Here is an 18,843-nt window from a genome sequence, read left to right on the forward strand (position 1 = left end):
TCTCGTCATGTTAACGCGATCTGCTCCGCGGGCTCCGTCCCGTCCACAGGCTGTGGGCAACCGCACGCGCGTACGACATGATCGGTGGATGACGGAGAGCGAAGAGCGGGACAACACCGCAGAGGACGACGCGACGAAAGCGCGGGCCCGCCGCGCCGCGGCTCTGCGGGGTGCCGAGCGGATCCTCGGCGTGCACGGCCTCGACGCCACCATCGGTGAGCGTCTGACGGCCCTCACGGAGGCTGCCTGGTCCGTCGCCGACCCCGGCCAGACCAGCGATCTGTACGGCGACGGCATCGTCGCCGACCTGGAGGAGCGCGTCGCGGGGCTCCTCGGCACGGAGGCGGCGGCCTACTTCCCCACCGGCACGATGGCGCAGCAGGTCGCGCTGCGCTGCTGGGCGGGCCGTACGGGCAACCCGACGGTCGCCCTGCACCCGATGGCACACCCGGAGCGGCACGAGCGCGGTGCCTTCGGCGCCCTGAGCGGCCTGCGCACCGTCCACCCGACGAGCGAGCCGCGGCTGCCGAACGCCGACGAGGTACGCGACTTCGCCGAGCCCTTCGGCGCGCTGATGCTCGAACTGCCGCTCCGGGACGCCGGCTATGTCCTGCCCACCTGGGACGAGCTGGTCGCCGTCACCGAGGCGGCCAGGGAACGGGACGCCGTCGTGCACTTCGACGGAGCGCGCCTGTGGGAGTGCACCACCCACTTCGGGCGCTCCCTGGCCGAGATCGCCGATCTCGCCGACAGCGTGTACGTGTCGTTCTACAAGACTCTCGGCGGCCTCAGCGGAGCGGCGCTCGCCGGGCCCCGGTCGTTCGTCGAAGAGGCGAAGACCTGGCGGCACCGCTACGGCGGCCAGCTCTTCCAGCAGTTCCCCGCGGTGCTCTCGGCCCTGGTCGGCCTGGAGCGGGAGCTGCCGCGCGTGCCCGACTACGTGGCCCACGCGCGCGTGGTCGCCGAGGCGCTGCGCGAAGGGTTCGCCGAGGCCGGGGTGCCGTGGGTGCGGGTGCACCCCGAGGTACCGCACACGCATGAGTTCCAGGTCTGGCTGCCGTACAGCTCCGAGCGGCTGGACGAGGCGTCGGTGACGCAGGCCGAACAGACCCGGACGTCGCTGTTCCGGCGCTGGTGGGAGCAGGGTCCTCCGGGGCTTTCGGTCACCGAGGTCACGGTCTCCGCGCGCGGGCTCGAGTGGACCGCCGACGACGTCCGCGCGGCCGTCGCGGACTTCGTGGCACGGATCCCCCCGGAGACCGCCGACGGGGACGCCTGAGCGGCGCCGCCCTACCTGCGTCCGGTCAGGGGCCGGCCGGGTCAGCAGCCCGCCGCGCGGCGCTGCGGGTGGATCAGGCGGGCCAGGGCCGCCCGGATCCGGCCGTGCGCCGGGCGGCCGGCGATGACCGCGCGGAAGCGGCGGTAGTCGCGCAGCTCGCGGACGGTGCTCCAGTCATGGACGCCCGGCGCCGGCGGGGCGGGCTCCCCGTGCAGGGAAGCGCGGTAGACATCCAGTGCGTACTGCTGATTGACGCTCATGACGTACCCCTCGCTGGTCTTCTCATTTTCACGCCATGACCAGAAATGCGGCTATTCAGAGAGCTTTATTTGTTTTGCAGGCCTTTATTGGCACTGCTTGACATTCATTGCTCTTTGCCGCTTCGGTCCGACCTGAAGAAGACTCCGCCCGGCGGCCCCGCCGGGTCACGTCGATTGACGGGAGACGTCAATCGAGAACTCGGTTGTCAGATCCTGCGTGCACCATGGGGTCATGAGCGTGAGCATCGACATCAGCGGGCTGGCCCCGGAGCGGATCAGCGTCGTGCCCTCGCCCCTGTCCGAGCTGGGCATGGCGCTGCACGCGCTGGCCGAGCCCGCGCACCACCCGGGGCTCCAGGGCTGGACGACGGCGGTGTCCGCGCGCCTCGACCCCGGCCTCGCGGACCGGCTGTGCGAGGCGGACTTCCTGTGGCGGACGACGTTCTCGGACGTGTTCGCGCCGTTCGCCGGGATCCCGGGCCGGGCCGCCCTGCCCGGCGCCACCCTCGCCGAGGAGCTCGACCTCCTCGACAAGCTGACCGATCGTCAGTTCGTGGACGCGGCACTGGAGTTCACCTGCCAGAACAGCTACGCGCTGCGCGAGGCCAACCCGCTGGAAGACCCGGACATGCACCGCCGCGCCCTGGACCTCGCGGCCACGCGCGGCCTGCCCCAGGTCCAGTTCACCCAGCGGCTCCTGGACGACCCGCCCGCGGTGCGCGCCTGGTTCCGAAGGCTCGTGGAGGACTGCGAGGAGGCGTTCTTCGCGGACATCTGGGCCCGCATCCACCACCAGCTGGCCGCCGACGCGCGGCACAAGACCGAGCTCCTGAGGCGCAAGGGCCTGGCCGAGGCGCTGACGGCGGTGTCGTCTGTCGTCACGCTCGACGAGCCGGCGAACCTGATCACGGTCGACAAGATCACCGTGGGCCGTACGACCACGGAGGACGGCGGCCTCGTTCTCGTGCCGACCAGCCTCGGCTGGCCGCACCTCATGGTGCTGCACCGCTTCGGATGGCAGCCCGCGATCACGTATCCCGTCGGCTCACCCGGCCTCACCACACCGGCCACCGTCGAGCAGCTCACGCGCCGGATGACGGCCCTCGCGCATCCCGTACGCATGCGCCTGTGCCGCCACCTCGCCCGCGGCGCGTACACGACGAGCGAGCTCTCCGACGCGCACGGGATGACGGCGCCGGAGATATCCCGGCATCTGACCGTGCTCAAGAAGGCGGGCCTGATCACCACGCGCCGCCGGGGCCGCTATGTCCAGCACCAGCTGGATCTGACGGCCGTCGCCCGCCTGGGCAGCGACTTCATCGAGGGCGTACTGCGCTAGGGGCTGTCGTTTGGATCAGGCCCGGCGCGCACGGACCGTCAGGCTGCCCCGCCGCCGGCCCGTACGAGCCCCGTCTCGTAGGCGAGTACGACGACCTGGACGCGGTCGCGCAGGTTCAGCTTGGTGAGGATGCGGCCCACGTGCGTCTTCACCGTCGCCTCCGACAGGACGAGCCGGGCGGCGATCTCGCCGTTCGACAGGCCCTGCGCGACGAGGATCATGACCTCGCGCTCGCGCTCGGTCAGCCGGGCGAGCTCGGCGAGCTGCGGCTCCTTCCCGGAGCTGGGCAGCATCGGCGCGAAGCGGTCGAGCAGCCGCCGCGTCGTCGACGGCGCGACCACCGCGTCGCCGCTGTGCACGGCCCGGATCGCGGCGAGCAGCTCGCCGGGCGGCACGTCCTTGAGCATGAACCCCGACGCCCCGGCCTTCAGCCCCGAGAAGGCGTACTCGTCGAGGTCGAACGTCGTCAGGATGAGCACCTTCGGCGGGTTGTCCTCCATGCAGATCCGCCGGGTCGTCTCCACGCCGTCCAGCTTCGGCATGCGGACGTCCATCAGGACCACGTCGACCGCCGTTCCGCGCAGCACCTCAAGGGCCTCGACCCCGTCGCCCGCCTCGGCGACGACCTCCATGTCCGGCTGGGCGGCGAGCACCATCCGGAAACCGGTGCGCAGCAGCACCTGGTCGTCGACGAGCATCACGCGGATCGCCATGAAGGGGGTCCCTTTCGGTACGGTACGAGGTCGGGTTCGGTACGTGTGCGGCGTCAGTGGGCGGGCTTGAGCGGCAGCAGCGCGCTGATCCGGAATCCGCCGCCGGGACGCGGTCCCGCGTCGAGCGTCCCGCCGACCATACCGACGCGCTCCCGCATGCCGATGAGCCCGTGCCCGCGGCCGTCGGCGCCCCCGTCCTCGTACAGCTCGTGCGGGGCGCCCTTGCCGTCGTCCTCGACGAGCAGGCCGAGGCCGTCGTCGAAGTAGACGAGCCGGACGCTCGCGCCCGCGTTCGCGCCGCCGTGCTTACGGGTGTTGGTGAGCGCCTCCTGCACGATGCGGTACGCGGTCAGCTCCACACCGCTGGGCAGCGGGCGCGGGGTGCCCTCGACCTTGAAGTCGACGGGCAGGCCCGCGGTGCGCACCTGCTCTATCAGCTCGTCGAGCTGCTCGACGTCGGGCTGCGGCACGTACTCGCCGCTCTCCTGGTGCTCACCGGTGCGCAGCACTCCGAGGAGGCGCCGCATCTCGGCGAGCGCCTGCCGGCCAGTCCCGGAGATCGTCTCCAGGGCCTTCCTGGCCTGCTCGGGAGCGGTGTCCATGACGTACGCGGCGCCGTCCGCCTGCACCACCATCACCGACACGTTGTGCGCGACGACGTCGTGCAGTTCGCGTGCGATCCGGGCCCGCTCGGCGGCGACCGCGACCTTCGACTGGGCCTCGCGCTCCGTCTCCAGACGGGCGGCGCGCTCCTCCAGCTGCGCCAGGTAGGCGCGGCGCGTGCGGACGGAGTCACCGAGCACCCAGGCGAGGGCGAACGGCACCATCTGGAAGATGGTGATCAGCACGTTGCCCGCGCTGCTCGTCTCGTGCATCGGCCAGCGCAGCTGCGAGAGCGGCGCCGCGCACAGGCCTCCGACGAGCGCGAATCTGGACGCCCAGCGGGGGCTGTCCGCCGCCACGGTGTAGATGATCACCAGCATCGCGAAGTCGGCCGGCTGCACGCGGACGTTCGCGACGAGCTGGAAGACGCCCACGACGGCGATGAGGATCAGCATCCGCTCGGGAACACGCCTGCGCAGGGCGACGGCCAGGCTCAGCGCCAGGACGACGGGGACGCCCAGGAGGCGGGCGTCGCCCTGCATGTCCTGCTGTCCCGCGACCAGACTCATGCCGGAGACCCCGAGGAGGACGACGGCCCAGAAGCTGTCGACCCACGTCGGGTGTCGGCGGAAGAAGTCGTAGAGGCGCTGCACGTAACCCAGCGTAAAGAAGCGTGCAGTGTGCAGGGGTCAACCGGAGGTTCGATCCGAGTGCCACCGGCGTACTCCCCAAGGTGGAGGCCGCCCCCTTCTCCGCGCCTAGCCTTTCCCTGTGACGAACGAGCAGTGGGGTGCGGGGCGCGGGTGGCGCGAGGCGACGGAGGAGGCGCTGTACGGGCCCTGCGGCTTCTATCGCAGGCCCGAGGGACCCGCGGGGCATTTCCGCACTTCGGTGCATGCGTCGCCGTTGTTCGCCGGGGCCGTCGCGCGGCTTCTGTGCCGGGTGGACGAGGTGCTCGGGGCCCCGCCGGAGCTCGCCTTCGTCGACATGGGCGCGGGCCGCGGCGAGCTGGTGACGGGCGTCCTGGGGGCGCTGCCCGCCGACGTGGCGGCCCGCACGCGCGCGTACGCGGTGGAGCGGGCGGAGCGTCCCGCCGGCCTCGACCACCGCATCGAGTGGTGCGCACACCCCCCGAAGGGGGTCACCGGACTCCTCTTCGCGAACGAGTGGCTCGACAACGTCCCCCTGGACGTCGTCGAGGCCGACGCCTCCGGAGAGGCGCGCCACGTCCTCGTACACCAGGACGGGACCGAGGAGCTCGGGGAGCCCATGGGCGACGGTCCGGAGGCGGACTGGCTGGCCCGGTGGTGGCCGCTCGCCGGTGAACCGGGGCTCCGCGCGGAGATCGGCCTCCCCAGGGACACCGCCTGGGCCGCGGCCGCGGGGACGCTGGAGCGCGGCGTGGCGGTCGCCGTCGACTACGCGCACTCCCGGGATGCCCGGCCGCCCTTCGGGACGCTCACGGGCTTCCGTGAGGGCCGTGAGACCCCGCCGGTGCCGGACGGCTCGTGCGACATCACGGCCCATGTGGCGCTCGACGCGTGCGCGCTCCCGGGCGCCCTGATCCTCACGCAGCGCGCGGCCCTGCACGCTCTCGGGGTGAGCGGTGGCCGTCCTCCGCTGTCGCTCGCCGCCGGCGATCCGGCGGCCTACGTGCGGGCCCTCTCCGGAGCCGGCGAGGCCGCCGAGCTGACCGCTGCGGGCGGGCTCGGCGACTTCGGGTGGCTGGTGCAGCCGGTGGGCGTACGGGCGCGGGACCTGCTACTTGTCGATGTCGCCGACGACGAAGAACAGTGACCCGAGGATCGCCACCATGTCCGAGACGAGCGTGCCGGGCAGCAGCTCGGTGAGCGCCTGGATGTTGTTGTACGAGGCGGACCGCAGCTTGAGCCGGTACGGCGTCTTCTCGCCCTTGCTGACCAGGTAGTAGCCGTTGATCCCCAGCGGGTTCTCGGTCCACGCGTACGTGTGTCCCTCGGGCGCCTTGAGTACCTTCGGGAGGCGCTGGTTGACGGGGCCGGGCGGCAGCTCGGCGAGCCGGTCCAGGCAGGCGTCGGCGAGGTCCAGGGCGTTGTGGGTCTGCTCCAGGAGGACCTCGAAGCGGGCCAGGCAGTCGCCCTCGCTGCGCGTGACGACCTTCAGGGTGTCCTGGAGCTCCCCGTACGCGAGGTACGGCTCGTCGCGGCGCAGGTCGAAGTCGACTCCGGAGGCGCGAGCGATCGGACCGCTCACTCCGTAGGAGTGCACCGCCTCCGGGGACAGCACGCCCACGTCGCGCGTGCGGCCGCGGAAGATCTCGTTGCCGAGGACCAGGTCGTCGTACACGCCCATGCGCGAGCGGACCGAGGCGACCGCCTCACGCGCGCGGGTGGTCCAGCCGGCCGGGACGTCCTCCTTGAGGCCGCCGACGCGGTTGAACATGTAGTGCATGCGGCCGCCGGACATCTCCTCCATGACGTTCTGGAGTTCCTCGCGCTCCCGGAAGGCATAGAACACCGGGGTGATTCCGCCCAGTTCGAGCGGGTACGAACCAAGGAACATCAAATGGTTGAGGACCCGGTTCAGCTCCGCGAGCAGGGTGCGCAGCCACACCGCGCGCTCAGGGACCTCCATGCCGAGCATCCGCTCGACGGCGAGGACGACCCCGAGTTCGCTCGAGAAGGCGGAGAGCCAGTCGTGGCGGTTGGCCAGCATCACGATCTGCCGGTAGTCGCGGGCCTCGAAGAGCTTCTCCGCGCCGCGGTGCATATAGCCGATGACCGGCTCGGCCTGCTGGATGCGCTCGCCGTCGAGGACGAGGCGCAGGCGCAGCACCCCGTGCGTGGACGGGTGCTGCGGGCCGATGTTGAGCACCATGTCGGTGGTCTCGGCCGCGCCGCCGATGCCGACCGTCGTCTCCGTCGTGGGCGTCATGGGAACAGTGTCTCGTACGTAGGGTGGGTGCATGGAAACGGGGACTGAGGGGACGGCGGTTCCGAAGGCGGGAGCCGGGGCGGAGGAGCCGGTGTGGACCGGGCTTCCCAGAGGTCTGCTGAAGGTGCGCAGGCTGCTGCTCGTGCTGTGGCTGGTGCCGCTGACGGTGGCGGTGGGGGTGCTGCTCGGGGTGTTCGCCGGCGGCGTGTGGGCGGCGTTCGCGCTGCTGCCGCTCGCCGGACTGCTGTGGGGATGGCCGATGCTCGGGCGCAACTGGCGTTCGTGGCGCTACGCCGAGCGCGCCGACGACCTGCTGATCAGCCGGGGCGTCCTGTGGCGTGAGGAAACGATCGTGCCGTACGGGCGCATGCAGCTCGTCGAGGTCACGTCCGGGCCGCTCGAGCGGAAGTTCGGACTCGCGAGCCTTCAGCTGCACACGGCGGCCGCGGCAACCGACGCCACGATCCCCGGCCTGACGCCCGCCGAGGCCGAGCGCCTGCGCGACCGGCTCACCGAACTCGGCGAGGCCCGATCGGCGGGGCTGTGACGGCCCCGGACGTCCACGCGGACGTGCGGGACCAGGACGCGACCGCCGAGGCGCCGGAGCGGCGCCTGCACCCGGTCACCCCGCTGCGCCGCGCCTGGGCGCCCGTCGCGATCGTCCTCGGCTGGGCGGTCCATGACCTGAACGAGGCGCAGCGCCGGCTCGCCCAGCTCACCGCGACCACCCTCCTCATCGGCATCGCCGTACTGATCCCGGCCGCCGCCCTCTACGGGTTCCTGACCTGGTGGTTCACGCACTTCTCCGTCACGGACACCGAACTGCGCATCCGTACGGGCCTGTTGTTCCGCCGCACCGCCCACATCCGGCTCGACCGGATCCAGGCCGTGGACGTCACCCAGCCGCTGCTCGCCCGCTTCGCGGGCGTCGCCAAGCTCAAACTGGACGTCGTCGGCGCGGACAAGAAGGACGAACTCGCCTATCTCGGTGAGCGGGAGGCCCGCGAGCTGCGCGCCGAACTGCTCGCCCGCGCCGCCGGGTTCGCGCCCGAGACCGTGCGGGACGTCGGCGAGGCACCCGCCGAGCAGATCCTGCACGTGCCGCCCCGCATGCTCGCCGTCGCGCTCCTGCTCACCGGCGGGCCCTGGGCGATGCTGCTCGCCGCGTTCGTCGTGCCGACCCTGCTGTGGTTCGCCACCCACAACCTGTGGACGGTGCTCGCGGTGGCCATCCCGCTCGTGGGCGGCGCGGGCACGAACAGCGTGGGCCGCTTCATCAAGGAGTACGACTGGACGGTGGGCGAGTCGCCGGACGGCCTGCGCATCGACCACGGTCTCCTCGACCGCGACCACGAGACGGTGCCGCCGGGGCGGGTGCAGACCGTTCGGATCGTGGAGCCCCTTCTGTGGCGGCGGCGCGGCTGGGTGCGTGTGGAGCTGGCCGTGGCCGGCTCGTCGAACTCCGTGCTCGTGCCGGTCGCGCCGCGCGAGGTCGCCCAGGGCGTGGTGGAGCGGGTGCTTCCGGGGGTGACGGTGCCCGGTGCGGAGGCGTTCACCCGGCCGCCGAAGCGCTCGGCGTGGTGCATGCCGGTGTGGTGGCGGGGCAACGGGCTCGCGACGACCGACGCCGTGTTCGCGTCCCGGCACGGACTGGTGCGGCGGCGGCTCGCGCTGGTGCCGCACGCGAAGGTGCAGAGTGTGCGGCTCACACAAGGGCCCTGGGAGCGGTTCCGGGGCGTGGCCGACGTCCATGTGGACACGGGCGCCGACAAGACGGTGACGGCCCGGCTGCGGGACGCCGGGGAGGCGGCGGAACTCCTGCGCTCCCAGGCCGACCGCTCACGCACGGGACGGAAGGTGGCACGACCGGACCGCTGGATGGCTTCGTGAGGGCGACGGCATGACGATGGGGCGGGCCTCGGTGTGTGACACACCGAGGCCCGCCCCGTTCACGTCGTACGTGCTGATGTCTCCGTCGCCGGAACCACGTCCCCGCCGCCGGAACTTACGCCCGCATCGCCGATCGCAGCTCCGCGACGTCGATCTGTTCCGTCTCGTCGTGCGCGGTCAGGTCGATGACCTGGCTGACGCCCTCGCCCGTGGTCGTGGCGTCGGCCTGCTTGAACTCGGCCTCCGCGTCCGCCTTGTGGAGCGCGAGCGCCTCCTCGCCGACGACGTCCGCGAGATCCGTGTTCTGCACGGCCTCCAGGGCCGCGGGCGCCACGCCCTTCGTACCGAAGAAGTCGAATCCGCCCTCGACCAGGGGCCGCCGCACCGCCGCGGGCGGCACGACCGCCGCCGCGGCCGGGACGGTGAAGTGACCGGGGACGCCGGACGGCAGGGCGGCCACGTGCTGGTGCTCCTGTGCTCGGGCCGCCTCGGGCTTCCCCTGCGGCTCACCGCCCTCGGGTACCTCGGCCTTCGGGCCTTCGCCCCGCGGAAGGTTCGCGGCGCGCGCCATGCGGTCGAGCGCGGCGTTGGCCCGCAGATAGAGCACCGGGGACGTCACCGGGGCGCCGGCCGACGTGGCGCGCTGCGCCGGGACCAGCTCGGCGCCGGGTGCCGGGGAGACGGCCGCGGGCAGCGCACGCGCCGGGGCCGAGGCCTCTATCGCGAGCTGCCTGCGGCCCTCCAGGGCGGTGGCCCGCTCCGTCTCCGCGGTCGCGTAGCGCCGCAGCAGAGCCGCGTGCTCGTTGCGCAGGGCCGCCAGCTCCGTGCGCTTGCCGCGCAGCTTCGCCTCCATCTTGAAGCGCAGCTCACGCGACTCCTCGAGGTCGGTCTCGAGTTCGGCGACCCGTTCGTCGTGGCGCCACTCGTCGCTCGCCCGCGCCCGGTTCAGCTCGGCGACGCGCTTGCCCGCGAGCCGGTCCCAGCGGCGCATGACGACCGCGCCCACCACGGCGGCGCAGGCGGCGGCACCGGCCAGAGCGCGCAGCACGAGGGGCTCCGCGGTCAGCCAGGCGCCGGCCGCGCAGACGAGCGGGACGCCTGCGATCGCCGAGGGGGGAAGCAGCCTGTGCAGGGGTGGGGAATGGCGGTGACGTCCACGTGGCATGGCCAGAAACTTACCGCGCGTAGGCGAATCGTGGTGCCCCGGCAGCCAAAATCCCGTGGTCTTCTGTCCGGTCACTCCCATATCACCCCTGCACTCGGCGCCTTTGCCGATCAGTTCCTCCGCGGACCGTTCAGTTCTTCAGGAGGCCCTTCGACTGGAGATACTCCTTGGCCACATCGGCTTCCTTCTGGCGCTCCGCGTCGACCTTCCGGTTGAGCTCGACGAGATCGTCGGTCGTCAGCGTCTTGGTCAGCTTCCCGAGTGCGGCGGCTATCTCCTTGTCGCCCGCGTCCTTGGTGTTCACGACCGGAACGATGTTGTCCGCGTTCTGGAGCTTCTTGTCGTCCTCCAGGAGCACCAGGCCGAAGTTCTTCAGCGTGGCGTCCGTGGTGGTCGTCAGGACCAGCTGGTCCTCACCGTTCTTGACGGCCTGCTTGGCCTGCGTGGTGCCGACGCCCTTGGGGTCGATCCCGCTGATCTTGATGCCGTACGTCTTCTCGAGACCCGGGGCGCAGAAGGGCCGCTTCTCGCATTCGTCACCGGCCGCGATCTTGACCTTCTGGCCGGACTTGCCGAGGTCCGAAAGGGTCTTGAGGCTGTGCTGCTTCGCGTAATCCGCGCTCACCGCGAAGGCGTTCTGGTCGACGGCCTCTCCGGCGTCCAGCACGGTCAGTCCCTCAGGCCCGGCGAGTCCGCGCAGCGCGGTGACCGTCGCATCAAGATCACTTGAGGCGACGGGCTTGGCGTCCGCGCCGTTCTTCTTGAGATTGAGGAATTCCGCGAGCGTCGCCGCGTATTCGGGAACGACATCGATCGCGCCCTTGGCGAGCTGGGGCTCGTAGATCTCGCGGTTCTCGACGGTCTTGACCGAGGCGGAGTATCCGGCGTCGGCGAGAACCTGCTTGTAGAGCTCCGCCATCACCTTCGACTCGGTGAACCCGGCGGCGCCGACGACGACCGTGCCCTTCTTGCCGCTCCCCGCCGAGTCGGAGCCGGCCTTGTCGCTCTTGCCGCCCTCCAGGCTGCCCCCGCCGCACGCGGTGAGTCCGGTGGTGAGCGCGCCGACGGCGACCGCCGCCACGGCGATCCGTCGCGTTCTGCTGTTCATCGTTGTCCACCCAATCGAAAGCCGGAATGATCGAAAAGCCGTAACGAGATATCAAGTTGGCGTCCCGCCCGCCGGGGCGCCCGTCGGGGTTCAGCCCGCCGCGCCGCACCCGCCGGGATTCAGCGCGCCGCGCCGGAGCGGCCCTTCATCGGATTCAGAACCCGCCCCGCGCCCGCCAGGACGCCCTCCACGAGCAGCGCGAGCAACGCGACCAGGACCGCGCCGGCGACCACCTGAGGGGTGTCCTGGAGGTTGAACCCGGCCGTGATGATCCGCCCGAGCCCGCCCTTGCCCGCCATCGCGGCGAGCGTCGCCGTGGCGATCACCTGCACCGCCGCCAGCCGGATCCCGGTCATGACCATCGGGTACGCCAGCGGGAGCTCGACGCGCCGGAACACCTGCCCCCCGCTCATCCCCATCCCCCGCGCCGCCTCCACGACGGCCCGGTCGACCTCGCGCATCCCGATGTAGGCGTTGGTCAGCAGCGGCGGCACCGCGAACAGCACGAGCGCGATGAACGTCGGCAGGTCCCCGTGCCGGCCCAGCGGCGTCAGCGTGAGCAGGACGAGCACCGCGAGCGTGGGCACCGCGCGGCCCGCGTTCGAGATGTTGACCGCGAGGCCGCCGCCCTTGCCGATGTGCCCGAGCCACAGCGCGAGCGGCAGGGCGATCAGGCAGGACACGGCCAGGGTGACACCACTGAAGTACAGATGCTCGGCCAGGCGGTGCCACACCCCCTTGTCGCCCTGCCAGTTGGACCCCGTCGTCAGCCAGTCGTAGGCCCCCGATATCGCACTCATGCCGCCTGCGCCGCCTTCTCCGTACGTCGCTCCGCATCGCCGGAGCCGCCACCCGGGCGGTCCGGACTGCCGGAGCGGTCCGTGCGTCTGCGTATGCGGGACGTCCCGGACGCGACGCGGGTCCAGGGGGTCAGCCACCGCTGAATACCGAGCAGCAGCAGATCGGCGGCCACGGCGAGAAGCACGCACAGCACGGACGCCGTGAGCACCTGGGCCTTGAAGTCGCTGTCGAGCCCGTCCATGATCAGCGTGCCCAGGCCGCCGTAGTCGACGATCGCGCCGACCGTCGTCAGCGCGACCGTGGAGACCGTGGCGATCCGCACGCCCGCGAGTATCGCCGGCAGGGCCAGCGGTAGTTCGACCTCCCACAGCAGCCGGACCGGCCCGTACCCCATGCCGCGGGCCGCTTCTCTCGCCTCGTCCGGCACGGCCTGGAGGCCCGCCAGAAAGTTCCGCACCAGGATCGTCAGTGTGTAGAGGACGAGTCCGGTGATCACGAGTGAGGCGGAGAGCCCGAACAGCGGGAGCAGCAGCGAGAACATGGCCAGCGACGGGATCGTGTAGAGAACCGTCGTCAGACCGAGCACCGGGCCCGCGAAGGCACGCCGGCGCCGGGCGAGGAGGGCCAGTGGGAAGGCGATCAGCACGCCGATCACGACGGAAGCGGCCGTGATGCCGATGTGCTGGACGACCGCGTCGACCAGCTCCTGTCTGCGGGTGCGCAGGTATTCCCCGCACACCCACTCATTGGCCACCATGCAATTGGGACTGCTCACCCGCCCCGCCTCCCCCGAATCCCCGTACATATGTCTGGAAACCGCTCGCGCGAACGCCTGATTCCGACTGCCGACGACCCTAGCCCCCACCACTGACAATCGCCGAGACCCCTCGTCACGACGCAACATGGCCTTCACACAGCGGCCGCCCACAGGCGGCGGCTGCCCGGCACAATGGGGACCCATGATCCGGTTCGAGCACGTCACCAAGCGCTACGCCGACGGGACAACGGCCGTCGACGACCTGTCCTTCGAGGTGAACGAGGGGGAACTCGTCACGCTCGTCGGCCCGTCGGGCTGCGGCAAGACCACCACGATGAAGATGGTCAACCGGCTCATCGAACCGAGCGAGGGTCGGATATTCCTTGACGGCGACGACATATCCGTCATCGACCCGGTCCAACTCCGGCGCCGCATCGGCTATGTGATCCAGCAGGTCGGCCTCTTCCCGCACAAGACGGTCCTCGACAACACGGCGACCGTCCCGCACCTCCTCGGCGTCAAGCGCGCCAAGGCCCGCGAACGCGCCGCCGAACTCCTCGACCTCGTCGGCCTCGACCCGCGCACCTTCGGCGACCGCTACCCCGACCAGCTCTCCGGCGGTCAGCGCCAACGCGTGGGGGTGGCGAGGGCGTTGGCGGCGGATCCGCCCGTACTCCTGATGGACGAGCCGTTCGGCGCGGTCGACCCCGTCGTGCGCGAACACCTGCAGAACGAGTTCCTGCGCCTCCAGCAGGCCGTGCGCAAGACGGTCCTGTTCGTCACGCACGACATCGAGGAGGCCGTCCGCCTCGGCGACCGGATCGCCGTGTACGGGCAGGGCAGGATCGAGCAGTTCGACACTCCGTCGACCGTCCTGGGCGCGCCCGCGAACGAGTACGTGGCCGACTTCGTCGGCGCGGACCGCGGCCTCAAGCGCCTGTCCGTCACGCCCATCGAGGAGAGCGACCTGGAACAGCCGCCGGTCGTGCATCTCGACGACCCGCTGCCGGCGAAGCTCGACGCCCCCTGGGCGGTGGTCCTCGACGGCGACAACAACCTGCACGGCTGGATCTCCGCGGAGCACGCGCGCGTGCAGAGCGGCACGGTCCGCGAGCACGCCCGCCGCATGGAGGCGTGGCTGCCCGTCGGCGCCTCCCTCAAGCAGGCTTTCGCCACGATGCTCCAGCACGACGCGGGCTGGATCGCCGTCATCGACGAGCACAGCGAGGGTCGCTTCCTCGGCGTCCTCACCCCGGCGCGGCTGCACGAGGCGCTGCGCCGCTCCACGGCGGCGGACGCCCGGGACATCCCGCGCGCGGAGGTCGAACTGGAGACGGTGACGGGGGCCTGAGAGCGCGTGGGCCCCGAAGCCCGAGGCCCCGATGCCGTCGGCGCCCCTACGCCGTGATGCGCGCGCTCAGCCACACCAGCGCGGCCGGGATCTCGCGGCGCCAGGTGTTGAAGTTGTGGCCGCCACTGTCCAGGACGATCGACGAGATCTCGGTGGGCGGCTTCACCTCGCGGATGAACCTCATCGTGTTCCCGTAGTTGCTCTCGCCGTGCTTGCTCGTGGTGACCAGCAACGACGTGGCGGGCGGCTTCCCGTGTCCCAGGGTCCACATCAGGTCGGCGCGCCGCTCCAGCGCCTCGTCGCCGTGGAACAGGTCGCCCGTGGTGGGGTCGGTCGGCGACTTGTAGTACGCGGACAGGCCCGCCCCCGCGCCGTAGACACGGGGGTGGTGGACGGCGAGCTTCAGGGCGCAGTAGCCGCCCGTGGAGTCGCCCACGATGCCCCAGCCGCCCGGCCTCTTGTTGACTCTGTAGTGCGCCGAGATGATCCGGGGCAGGTCCCGGGCGAAGAACGTCTCCGTCTGCGGGCCGTTCGGCACGTCCACACACTCCGTGTCCCGCGGCGGCGCCACGGTCGGGCGCATCATCACCAGGATCATCGGCCGCATGGCGCCCGCCCCGGCCTGCTCGTGGGCGATGGTCGGGTAGCGCAGTCCCTTGATGAGCGCCTCGGCGGTGCCGGGGTAGCCGGTCAGGACGACCGAGGCGGGGAAAGTACGGGTCTTGTGGCGGCCCTTGAAGTACTCGGGCGGCAGATAGACGTACGCGGAGGTGGCAATGTGCGAGCGCTTCCCGACGATGTCGACCTTCTGGATCTGGCCGCCGACTCTGGGCCGTGAGCCGCCCGGCACGTTCACGACCCGCGTGCCCAGCACCTGCAGTGGTCCCCGGGTGCCGACCGCTCCGAAGTCGGCCACCACGCCCTGGCCCTGCTCCCGCCCAAGAAGGTCGTCCCACGAGGCGTAGAACGCGAACGCCTGGTTGACAGCCAGTACGGCCGAGAGGAACAGCGCGAGCTGCGTCGCGAACAGCAGACCCACCCGCCCGGCGACGGATCCCCAGGTGCGGCGCGCCAGGTGTGGCCACAGCCAGACCGTCCCGGCGAAGAGGAGCACGGCCAGAAAGACCGCAAGCGCAAGGACCTTGCTGCTCGTAAGACCCATCGTGCTGTACCCGCCTGCGCTTTCTGGCTTACTGAACCTTTTCCGCCGGTTTACCTGGCCGAGTGAACCCGCCTCCCACAAGTCCCGTCCTAGAGGGCGCAATGTGACCGGATGCCGGAATTGACGCCGGCTTCGAGCCCTCTCGCGGAACTACGGGATGCGATGCCTGTCAGGATAGATGCCGATATGTCAGGTGAGGTTCCCGGCAGAACACGGCACCTTCGCCGGATACTGCGCGGCCCCCGGCCCGAGGCCGTCCCCGTCCTGATCGCCCGCGCCTGCGTCCTCGTCGGACTCCTCGACGTCGCGGCGGGCGTCTTCCCGCGGTTCCGGCACAGCCGCATGCACGCGCTGGCCGAGGTCCTGCCCGGCGCCCTCGGCCCGTTCGCGGCAGCGCTCGCCATCAGTACGGGTGTCCTGCTGCTCCTCCTCGCGCACGGGCTGCGCCGCCACAAGCGGCGGGCCTGGCGCGCGGCCGTGGTGCTCCTGCCGCTCGGCGCGCTCGCGCAGTTCGCGTACCGGCACTCCCTGTTCGGCGTGCTGATCCCGCTCGTGCTGCTCACGCTGCTGCTGCGCCACGGGAGTGAGTTCGCGGCGCTGCCCGACCCGCGCAGCCGCTGGCGGGCGCTCGCGAACTTCGTGCTCATGGGCGCCGGTTCCATCGTCATCGGCCTCGCCATCGTCAGCGCCCACCCCAAGAAGCTGGTGGGCGACCCGAGCCTGTCCGACCGTCTGGAACACGTCCTGTACGGCCTGTTCGGCATGGACGGACCCGTCGACTACGCGGGCCGCACCTCCTGGACCGTGGCGTGCTCGCTCGGCGCGCTCGGCCTGCTCACCGCGCTGACGACCATCTATCTGGCGTTCCGCCCCGAACACCCGGTCGCACGCCTCACCGCGGACGACGAGGCACGGCTGCGCACCCTCCTGGACAAGCACGGCGCCCGCGACTCCCTCGGCCATTTCGCGCTCCGCCGCGACAAGGGAGTCGTCTTCTCGCCCAGCGGCAAGGCGGCCGTCTGCTACCGCGTCGTGTCGGGCGTGATGCTCGCGAGCGGCGACCCCGTCGGGGACGTGGAGGCGTGGCCCGGAGCCATCGAACAGTTCATGGACGAGGCCAAGGCCCACTCATGGACCCCCGCCGTCATGGGCTGCTCCGAGACGGGCGGCGAGGTCTGGACCCGCGAGACCGGCCTCGGCGCGCTCGAACTGGGCGACGAGGCGGTGGTGGACACCGCGGATTTCTCCCTGGCCGGGCGTGCGATGCGCAACGTACGCCAGATGGTCAAGAGGATCGAGCGCAATGGCTACGAGACCCGGGTGCGGCGCATCCGTGACCTCGGCGACCAGGAACTGGAGCGGATCCGCCGCGCCGCCGACGACTGGCGCGGCACCGACACCGAACGCGGCTTCTCCATGGCGCTCGGCCGCATCGGCGACGCGGCGGACGGCGACTGCCTGGTCGCCACAGCCCACAAGGCCGACGACCCGGCCGGCCCGCACGGCGACCTGAAGGCCGTACTCCACTTCGTTCCCTGGGGCACCGACGGCGTCTCCCTCGACCTGATGCGCCGCGACCGCGCCGCCGACCCCGGCATGAACGAACTCCTCATCGTGGCCGCCCTCCAGGCCGCCCCGAAGCTCGGCATCACGCGGATCTCGCTGAACTTCGCGATGTTCCGCGCGGCCCTCGCGCGCGGCGACAAGATCGGCGCGGGCCCGGTCCTGCGGGCCTGGCGCGGACTGCTCGTCTTCCTGTCCCGCTGGTTCCAGATCGAGTCGCTGTACCGGTTCAACGCGAAGTTCCGGCCGCGCTGGGAACCCCGCTTCGTGGTCTACCGCTCCTCGCGCGACCTGCCCCGGATCGGCTTCGCCGCCATGCAGGCGGAGGGCTTCGTGAACCTGGCCATACCGCGCCTCCTGCGACGACGCAGGGCCGGGCCCCGGCCCTGCGCCCACGACGCCGGGCACGACGGCTCGCACGACGACTCGCACGACGGAGGCCGGCGCGGGGTGCGGGCCGTCTGAGGCCCGTCCGCACTCCGGCCGTGGCACGGCCACCGGGCCGCCGGGCCTAGGCTTGAAGGCATGAGCACGTCGCAGGGCCGTCGAGGCCACGTCACAGGCCTTCCCGAATGGGACCGCTGCGCGGTCATGGGAGTCGTCAATGTGACGCCCGATTCCTTCTCCGACGGCGGCCGCTGGTTCGACACGACGGCCGCCGTGAAACACGGCCTCGACCTGGTCGCACAGGGCGCCGACCTGATCGACGTCGGTGGCGAGTCGACCCGCCCCGGCGCCACCCGCGTCGACGAGGACGAGGAGCTCAAGCGCGTCATCCCCGTCGTGCGGGGCCTGTCCTCCGAGGGCGTCGCCGTGTCCGTGGACACGATGCGCGCCTCCGTGGCCGAGCGCTCCCTGGCGGCCGGTGCCTCTCTGGTCAACGACGTCAGCGGCGGCCTCGCCGACCCGGCGATGATCCCCGCCGTCGCCGCGGCGGGCGCCCCCTTCGTCGTCATGCACTGGCGCGGCTTCCTGGAGGGAGGCAACGTCAAGGGCACGTACGAGGACGTGGTCTCCGAAGTCGTCGCCGAGCTCCACGCGCGCGTGGAGGCCGTCATCGAGGGCGGCATCGCCCCTGAGCGCATCGTCGTCGACCCGGGCCTCGGCTTCTCCAAGGAGGCCTCCCACGACCTGAAGCTCCTGGCCCACCTGGAGGAGCTGCGCGCGCTCGGCCACCCCCTGCTGGTCGCCGCGTCCCGCAAGCGGTTCCTCGGCCACGTCCTGGCCGGCGAGCAGGGCGCCCCGCCCCCGGCGCGCGAGCGCGACGCCGCCACGGCCGCCGTCTCCGCCATCGCGGCCCACCAGGGCGCCTGGGCCGTCCGCGTCCACGAGGTCCGCGCGACGGCCGACGCGGTCCGTGTCGCCCGCGCCGTAGAGGGAGCCCAGTGACCCCACCGAGGGAGCCCGACGAGCCGCGCGGTGCGGCAGGCCGGCGCACCGACGCGGAGGCCGTGGACAGCGCCAACCGCGCCTTCTACGAGGCTCTGGAGCGAGCCGACTTCGAACTGCTGACGGCGCTCTGGCTCGCCCCCGAGGACGTCTCGTACAGCGAGGAGTCCGACGAGGCCGAGGACACGTCCATCAGCTGCGTGCACCCCGGCTGGCCCGTGCTCACCGGCCGCGGCGAGGTTCTGCGCTCGTACGCGCTGATCATGGCGAACACCGAGTACATCCAGTTCTTCCTCACGGATGTGCACATCAGCATCGTCGCCGACACCGCTCTGATCACCTGCACCGAGAACATCCTCAGCGGCGGCCCGGCCCCCGCGGAGGGCGACGAACTCGGCCCGCTCGTCGGCCAGCGCGTCGTCGCCACGAATGTGTTCCGTCGCACACGTGACGGCTGGAAACTGTGGTCGCACCACGCGTCGCCCGTACTGGCCGAGTCCGAGACCGAGGGCGACGACGGCGAGGAAAGCGACGAGACACCCTCCTGAGT

General features: G+C 71.5%; 18 protein-coding genes. 9 read left to right on the forward strand and 9 right to left on the reverse strand.

Going from position 1 to position 18,843, the window contains the following annotated elements; genetic code table 11:
* Window positions 1–88 precede the first annotated feature (88 nt).
* Window positions 89–1,279, forward strand: a complete 1,191-nt coding sequence (locus OG574_RS22550; RefSeq protein WP_326774685.1) for a threonine aldolase family protein — start codon at window positions 89–91, stop codon at window positions 1,277–1,279.
* A 41-nt stretch (window positions 1,280–1,320) separates the two neighbouring features.
* Here OG574_RS22550 and OG574_RS22555 read toward each other — a convergent pair whose 3' ends face one another.
* On the reverse strand, window positions 1,321–1,539 hold the full coding sequence (locus OG574_RS22555; RefSeq protein ID WP_326774686.1) for a hypothetical protein: 219 nt from the start codon (window positions 1,537–1,539) through the stop codon (window positions 1,321–1,323).
* Between the two features lie 232 nt (window positions 1,540–1,771).
* Here OG574_RS22555 and OG574_RS22560 point away from each other — a divergent pair, with 232 nt between their 5' ends.
* The gene (locus tag OG574_RS22560; RefSeq protein WP_326774687.1) at window positions 1,772–2,878 is read left to right on the forward strand and encodes a DUF5937 family protein; all 1,107 of its coding nucleotides are present in this window, start codon (window positions 1,772–1,774) and stop codon (window positions 2,876–2,878) included.
* A gap of 38 nt (window positions 2,879–2,916) precedes the next feature.
* On the opposite strand, the gene OG574_RS22565 is transcribed toward OG574_RS22560, so the two are convergent.
* Together OG574_RS22565 and OG574_RS22570 are read right to left on the reverse strand one after the other, a co-directional pair.
* Window positions 2,917–3,591 (reverse strand): response regulator transcription factor, encoded by a 675-nt coding sequence (locus OG574_RS22565; RefSeq protein ID WP_326774688.1) that lies wholly within the window; start codon window positions 3,589–3,591, stop codon window positions 2,917–2,919.
* 53 nt (window positions 3,592–3,644) lie between these two features.
* The gene (locus tag OG574_RS22570; RefSeq protein WP_326774689.1) at window positions 3,645–4,847 is read right to left on the reverse strand and encodes a sensor histidine kinase; all 1,203 of its coding nucleotides are present in this window, start codon (window positions 4,845–4,847) and stop codon (window positions 3,645–3,647) included.
* Window positions 4,848–4,965: 118 nt separating this feature from the next.
* Here OG574_RS22570 and OG574_RS22575 point away from each other — a divergent pair, with 118 nt between their 5' ends.
* Complete coding sequence (locus tag OG574_RS22575; RefSeq protein ID WP_326774690.1) at window positions 4,966–5,991, forward strand: SAM-dependent methyltransferase; 1,026 nt, start codon at window positions 4,966–4,968, stop codon at window positions 5,989–5,991.
* On the opposite strand, the gene OG574_RS22580 is transcribed toward OG574_RS22575, so the two are convergent.
* Window positions 5,956–7,107, reverse strand: coding sequence for an NADH-quinone oxidoreductase subunit D (locus OG574_RS22580; RefSeq protein WP_100597721.1), 1,152 nt, complete (start codon window positions 7,105–7,107; stop codon window positions 5,956–5,958). The two genes, OG574_RS22575 and OG574_RS22580, sit on opposite strands and share 36 nt — an antisense overlap.
* 31 nt (window positions 7,108–7,138) lie before the next feature.
* Between OG574_RS22580 and OG574_RS22585 the strand changes: the two genes are divergently transcribed.
* Both OG574_RS22585 and OG574_RS22590 read left to right on the forward strand, forming a co-directional pair.
* Entirely contained in the window at window positions 7,139–7,654 is a 516-nt protein-coding gene (locus OG574_RS22585; RefSeq protein WP_326774691.1) for a PH domain-containing protein, read from the forward strand.
* Window positions 7,651–8,997 carry a PH domain-containing protein gene (locus OG574_RS22590; RefSeq protein ID WP_326774692.1) on the forward strand — a complete coding sequence of 449 codons (1,347 nt, stop codon included), beginning with the start codon at window positions 7,651–7,653 and terminating at the stop codon, window positions 8,995–8,997. Before OG574_RS22585 ends, OG574_RS22590 begins: the two co-directional genes overlap by 4 nt.
* Before the next feature lie 115 nt (window positions 8,998–9,112).
* Here OG574_RS22590 and OG574_RS22595 read toward each other — a convergent pair whose 3' ends face one another.
* From OG574_RS22595 to OG574_RS22610, 4 genes are all read right to left on the reverse strand, one after another.
* Complete coding sequence (locus OG574_RS22595; protein WP_326774693.1) at window positions 9,113–10,162, reverse strand: hypothetical protein; 1,050 nt, start codon at window positions 10,160–10,162, stop codon at window positions 9,113–9,115.
* 130 nt (window positions 10,163–10,292) lie between these two features.
* Window positions 10,293–11,270, reverse strand: coding sequence for an ABC transporter substrate-binding protein (locus OG574_RS22600; RefSeq protein WP_326774694.1), 978 nt, complete (start codon window positions 11,268–11,270; stop codon window positions 10,293–10,295).
* A gap of 119 nt (window positions 11,271–11,389) precedes the next feature.
* Window positions 11,390–12,070 (reverse strand): ABC transporter permease, encoded by a 681-nt coding sequence (locus OG574_RS22605; protein ID WP_326774695.1) that lies wholly within the window; start codon window positions 12,068–12,070, stop codon window positions 11,390–11,392.
* Complete coding sequence (locus tag OG574_RS22610; protein WP_326774696.1) at window positions 12,067–12,846, reverse strand: ABC transporter permease; 780 nt, start codon at window positions 12,844–12,846, stop codon at window positions 12,067–12,069. Before OG574_RS22610 ends, OG574_RS22605 begins: the two co-directional genes overlap by 4 nt.
* 184 nt (window positions 12,847–13,030) lie before the next feature.
* Between OG574_RS22610 and OG574_RS22615 the strand changes: the two genes are divergently transcribed.
* Complete coding sequence (locus OG574_RS22615; protein ID WP_326774697.1) at window positions 13,031–14,179, forward strand: ABC transporter ATP-binding protein; 1,149 nt, start codon at window positions 13,031–13,033, stop codon at window positions 14,177–14,179.
* Between the two features lie 46 nt (window positions 14,180–14,225).
* Here OG574_RS22615 and OG574_RS22620 read toward each other — a convergent pair whose 3' ends face one another.
* Entirely contained in the window at window positions 14,226–15,341 is a 1,116-nt protein-coding gene (locus tag OG574_RS22620; protein WP_326774698.1) for an alpha/beta hydrolase, read from the reverse strand.
* A 186-nt stretch (window positions 15,342–15,527) separates the two neighbouring features.
* Here OG574_RS22620 and OG574_RS22625 point away from each other — a divergent pair, with 186 nt between their 5' ends.
* The 3 genes from OG574_RS22625 to OG574_RS22635 are packed head-to-tail and all read left to right on the forward strand — an operon-like array spanning window position 15,528 to window position 18,841.
* Window positions 15,528–17,369 carry a phosphatidylglycerol lysyltransferase domain-containing protein gene (locus OG574_RS22625; protein ID WP_326774699.1) on the forward strand — a complete coding sequence of 614 codons (1,842 nt, stop codon included), beginning with the start codon at window positions 15,528–15,530 and terminating at the stop codon, window positions 17,367–17,369.
* Between the two features lie 60 nt (window positions 17,370–17,429).
* On the forward strand, window positions 17,430–18,293 hold the full coding sequence (gene folP / locus OG574_RS22630) for a dihydropteroate synthase (protein WP_100597711.1): 864 nt from the start codon (window positions 17,430–17,432) through the stop codon (window positions 18,291–18,293).
* Window positions 18,290–18,841 carry a nuclear transport factor 2 family protein gene (locus OG574_RS22635; protein WP_326774700.1) on the forward strand — a complete coding sequence of 184 codons (552 nt, stop codon included), beginning with the start codon at window positions 18,290–18,292 and terminating at the stop codon, window positions 18,839–18,841. Before folP ends, OG574_RS22635 begins: the two co-directional genes overlap by 4 nt.
* The last annotated feature ends 2 nt before the right edge of the window (window positions 18,842–18,843 follow it).

Source organism: Streptomyces sp. NBC_01445, assembly GCF_035918235.1.
GTDB lineage: Bacteria > Actinomycetota > Actinomycetes > Streptomycetales > Streptomycetaceae > Streptomyces.

Bases quoted from the DNA above. Each gene is read 5' to 3' on its own strand.
- OG574_RS22550 (WP_326774685.1), top strand. From the start codon at position 89: ATGACGGAGAGCGAAGAGCGGGACAACACCGCAGAGGACGACGCGACG.
- OG574_RS22555 (WP_326774686.1), bottom strand. From the start codon at position 1,539: ATGAGCGTCAATCAGCAGTACGCACTGGATGTCTACCGCGCTTCCCTG.
- OG574_RS22560 (WP_326774687.1), top strand. From the start codon at position 1,772: ATGAGCGTGAGCATCGACATCAGCGGGCTGGCCCCGGAGCGGATCAGC.
- OG574_RS22565 (WP_326774688.1), bottom strand. From the start codon at position 3,591: ATGGCGATCCGCGTGATGCTCGTCGACGACCAGGTGCTGCTGCGCACC.
- OG574_RS22580 (WP_100597721.1), bottom strand. From the start codon at position 7,107: ATGACGCCCACGACGGAGACGACGGTCGGCATCGGCGGCGCGGCCGAG.
- OG574_RS22585 (WP_326774691.1), top strand. From the start codon at position 7,139: ATGGAAACGGGGACTGAGGGGACGGCGGTTCCGAAGGCGGGAGCCGGG.
- OG574_RS22595 (WP_326774693.1), bottom strand. From the start codon at position 10,162: ATGCCACGTGGACGTCACCGCCATTCCCCACCCCTGCACAGGCTGCTT.
- OG574_RS22600 (WP_326774694.1), bottom strand. From the start codon at position 11,270: ATGAACAGCAGAACGCGACGGATCGCCGTGGCGGCGGTCGCCGTCGGC.
- OG574_RS22605 (WP_326774695.1), bottom strand. From the start codon at position 12,070: ATGAGTGCGATATCGGGGGCCTACGACTGGCTGACGACGGGGTCCAAC.
- OG574_RS22615 (WP_326774697.1), top strand. From the start codon at position 13,031: ATGATCCGGTTCGAGCACGTCACCAAGCGCTACGCCGACGGGACAACG.
- OG574_RS22620 (WP_326774698.1), bottom strand. From the start codon at position 15,341: ATGGGTCTTACGAGCAGCAAGGTCCTTGCGCTTGCGGTCTTTCTGGCC.
- OG574_RS22625 (WP_326774699.1), top strand. From the start codon at position 15,528: ATGTCAGGTGAGGTTCCCGGCAGAACACGGCACCTTCGCCGGATACTG.
- folP (WP_100597711.1), top strand. From the start codon at position 17,430: ATGAGCACGTCGCAGGGCCGTCGAGGCCACGTCACAGGCCTTCCCGAA.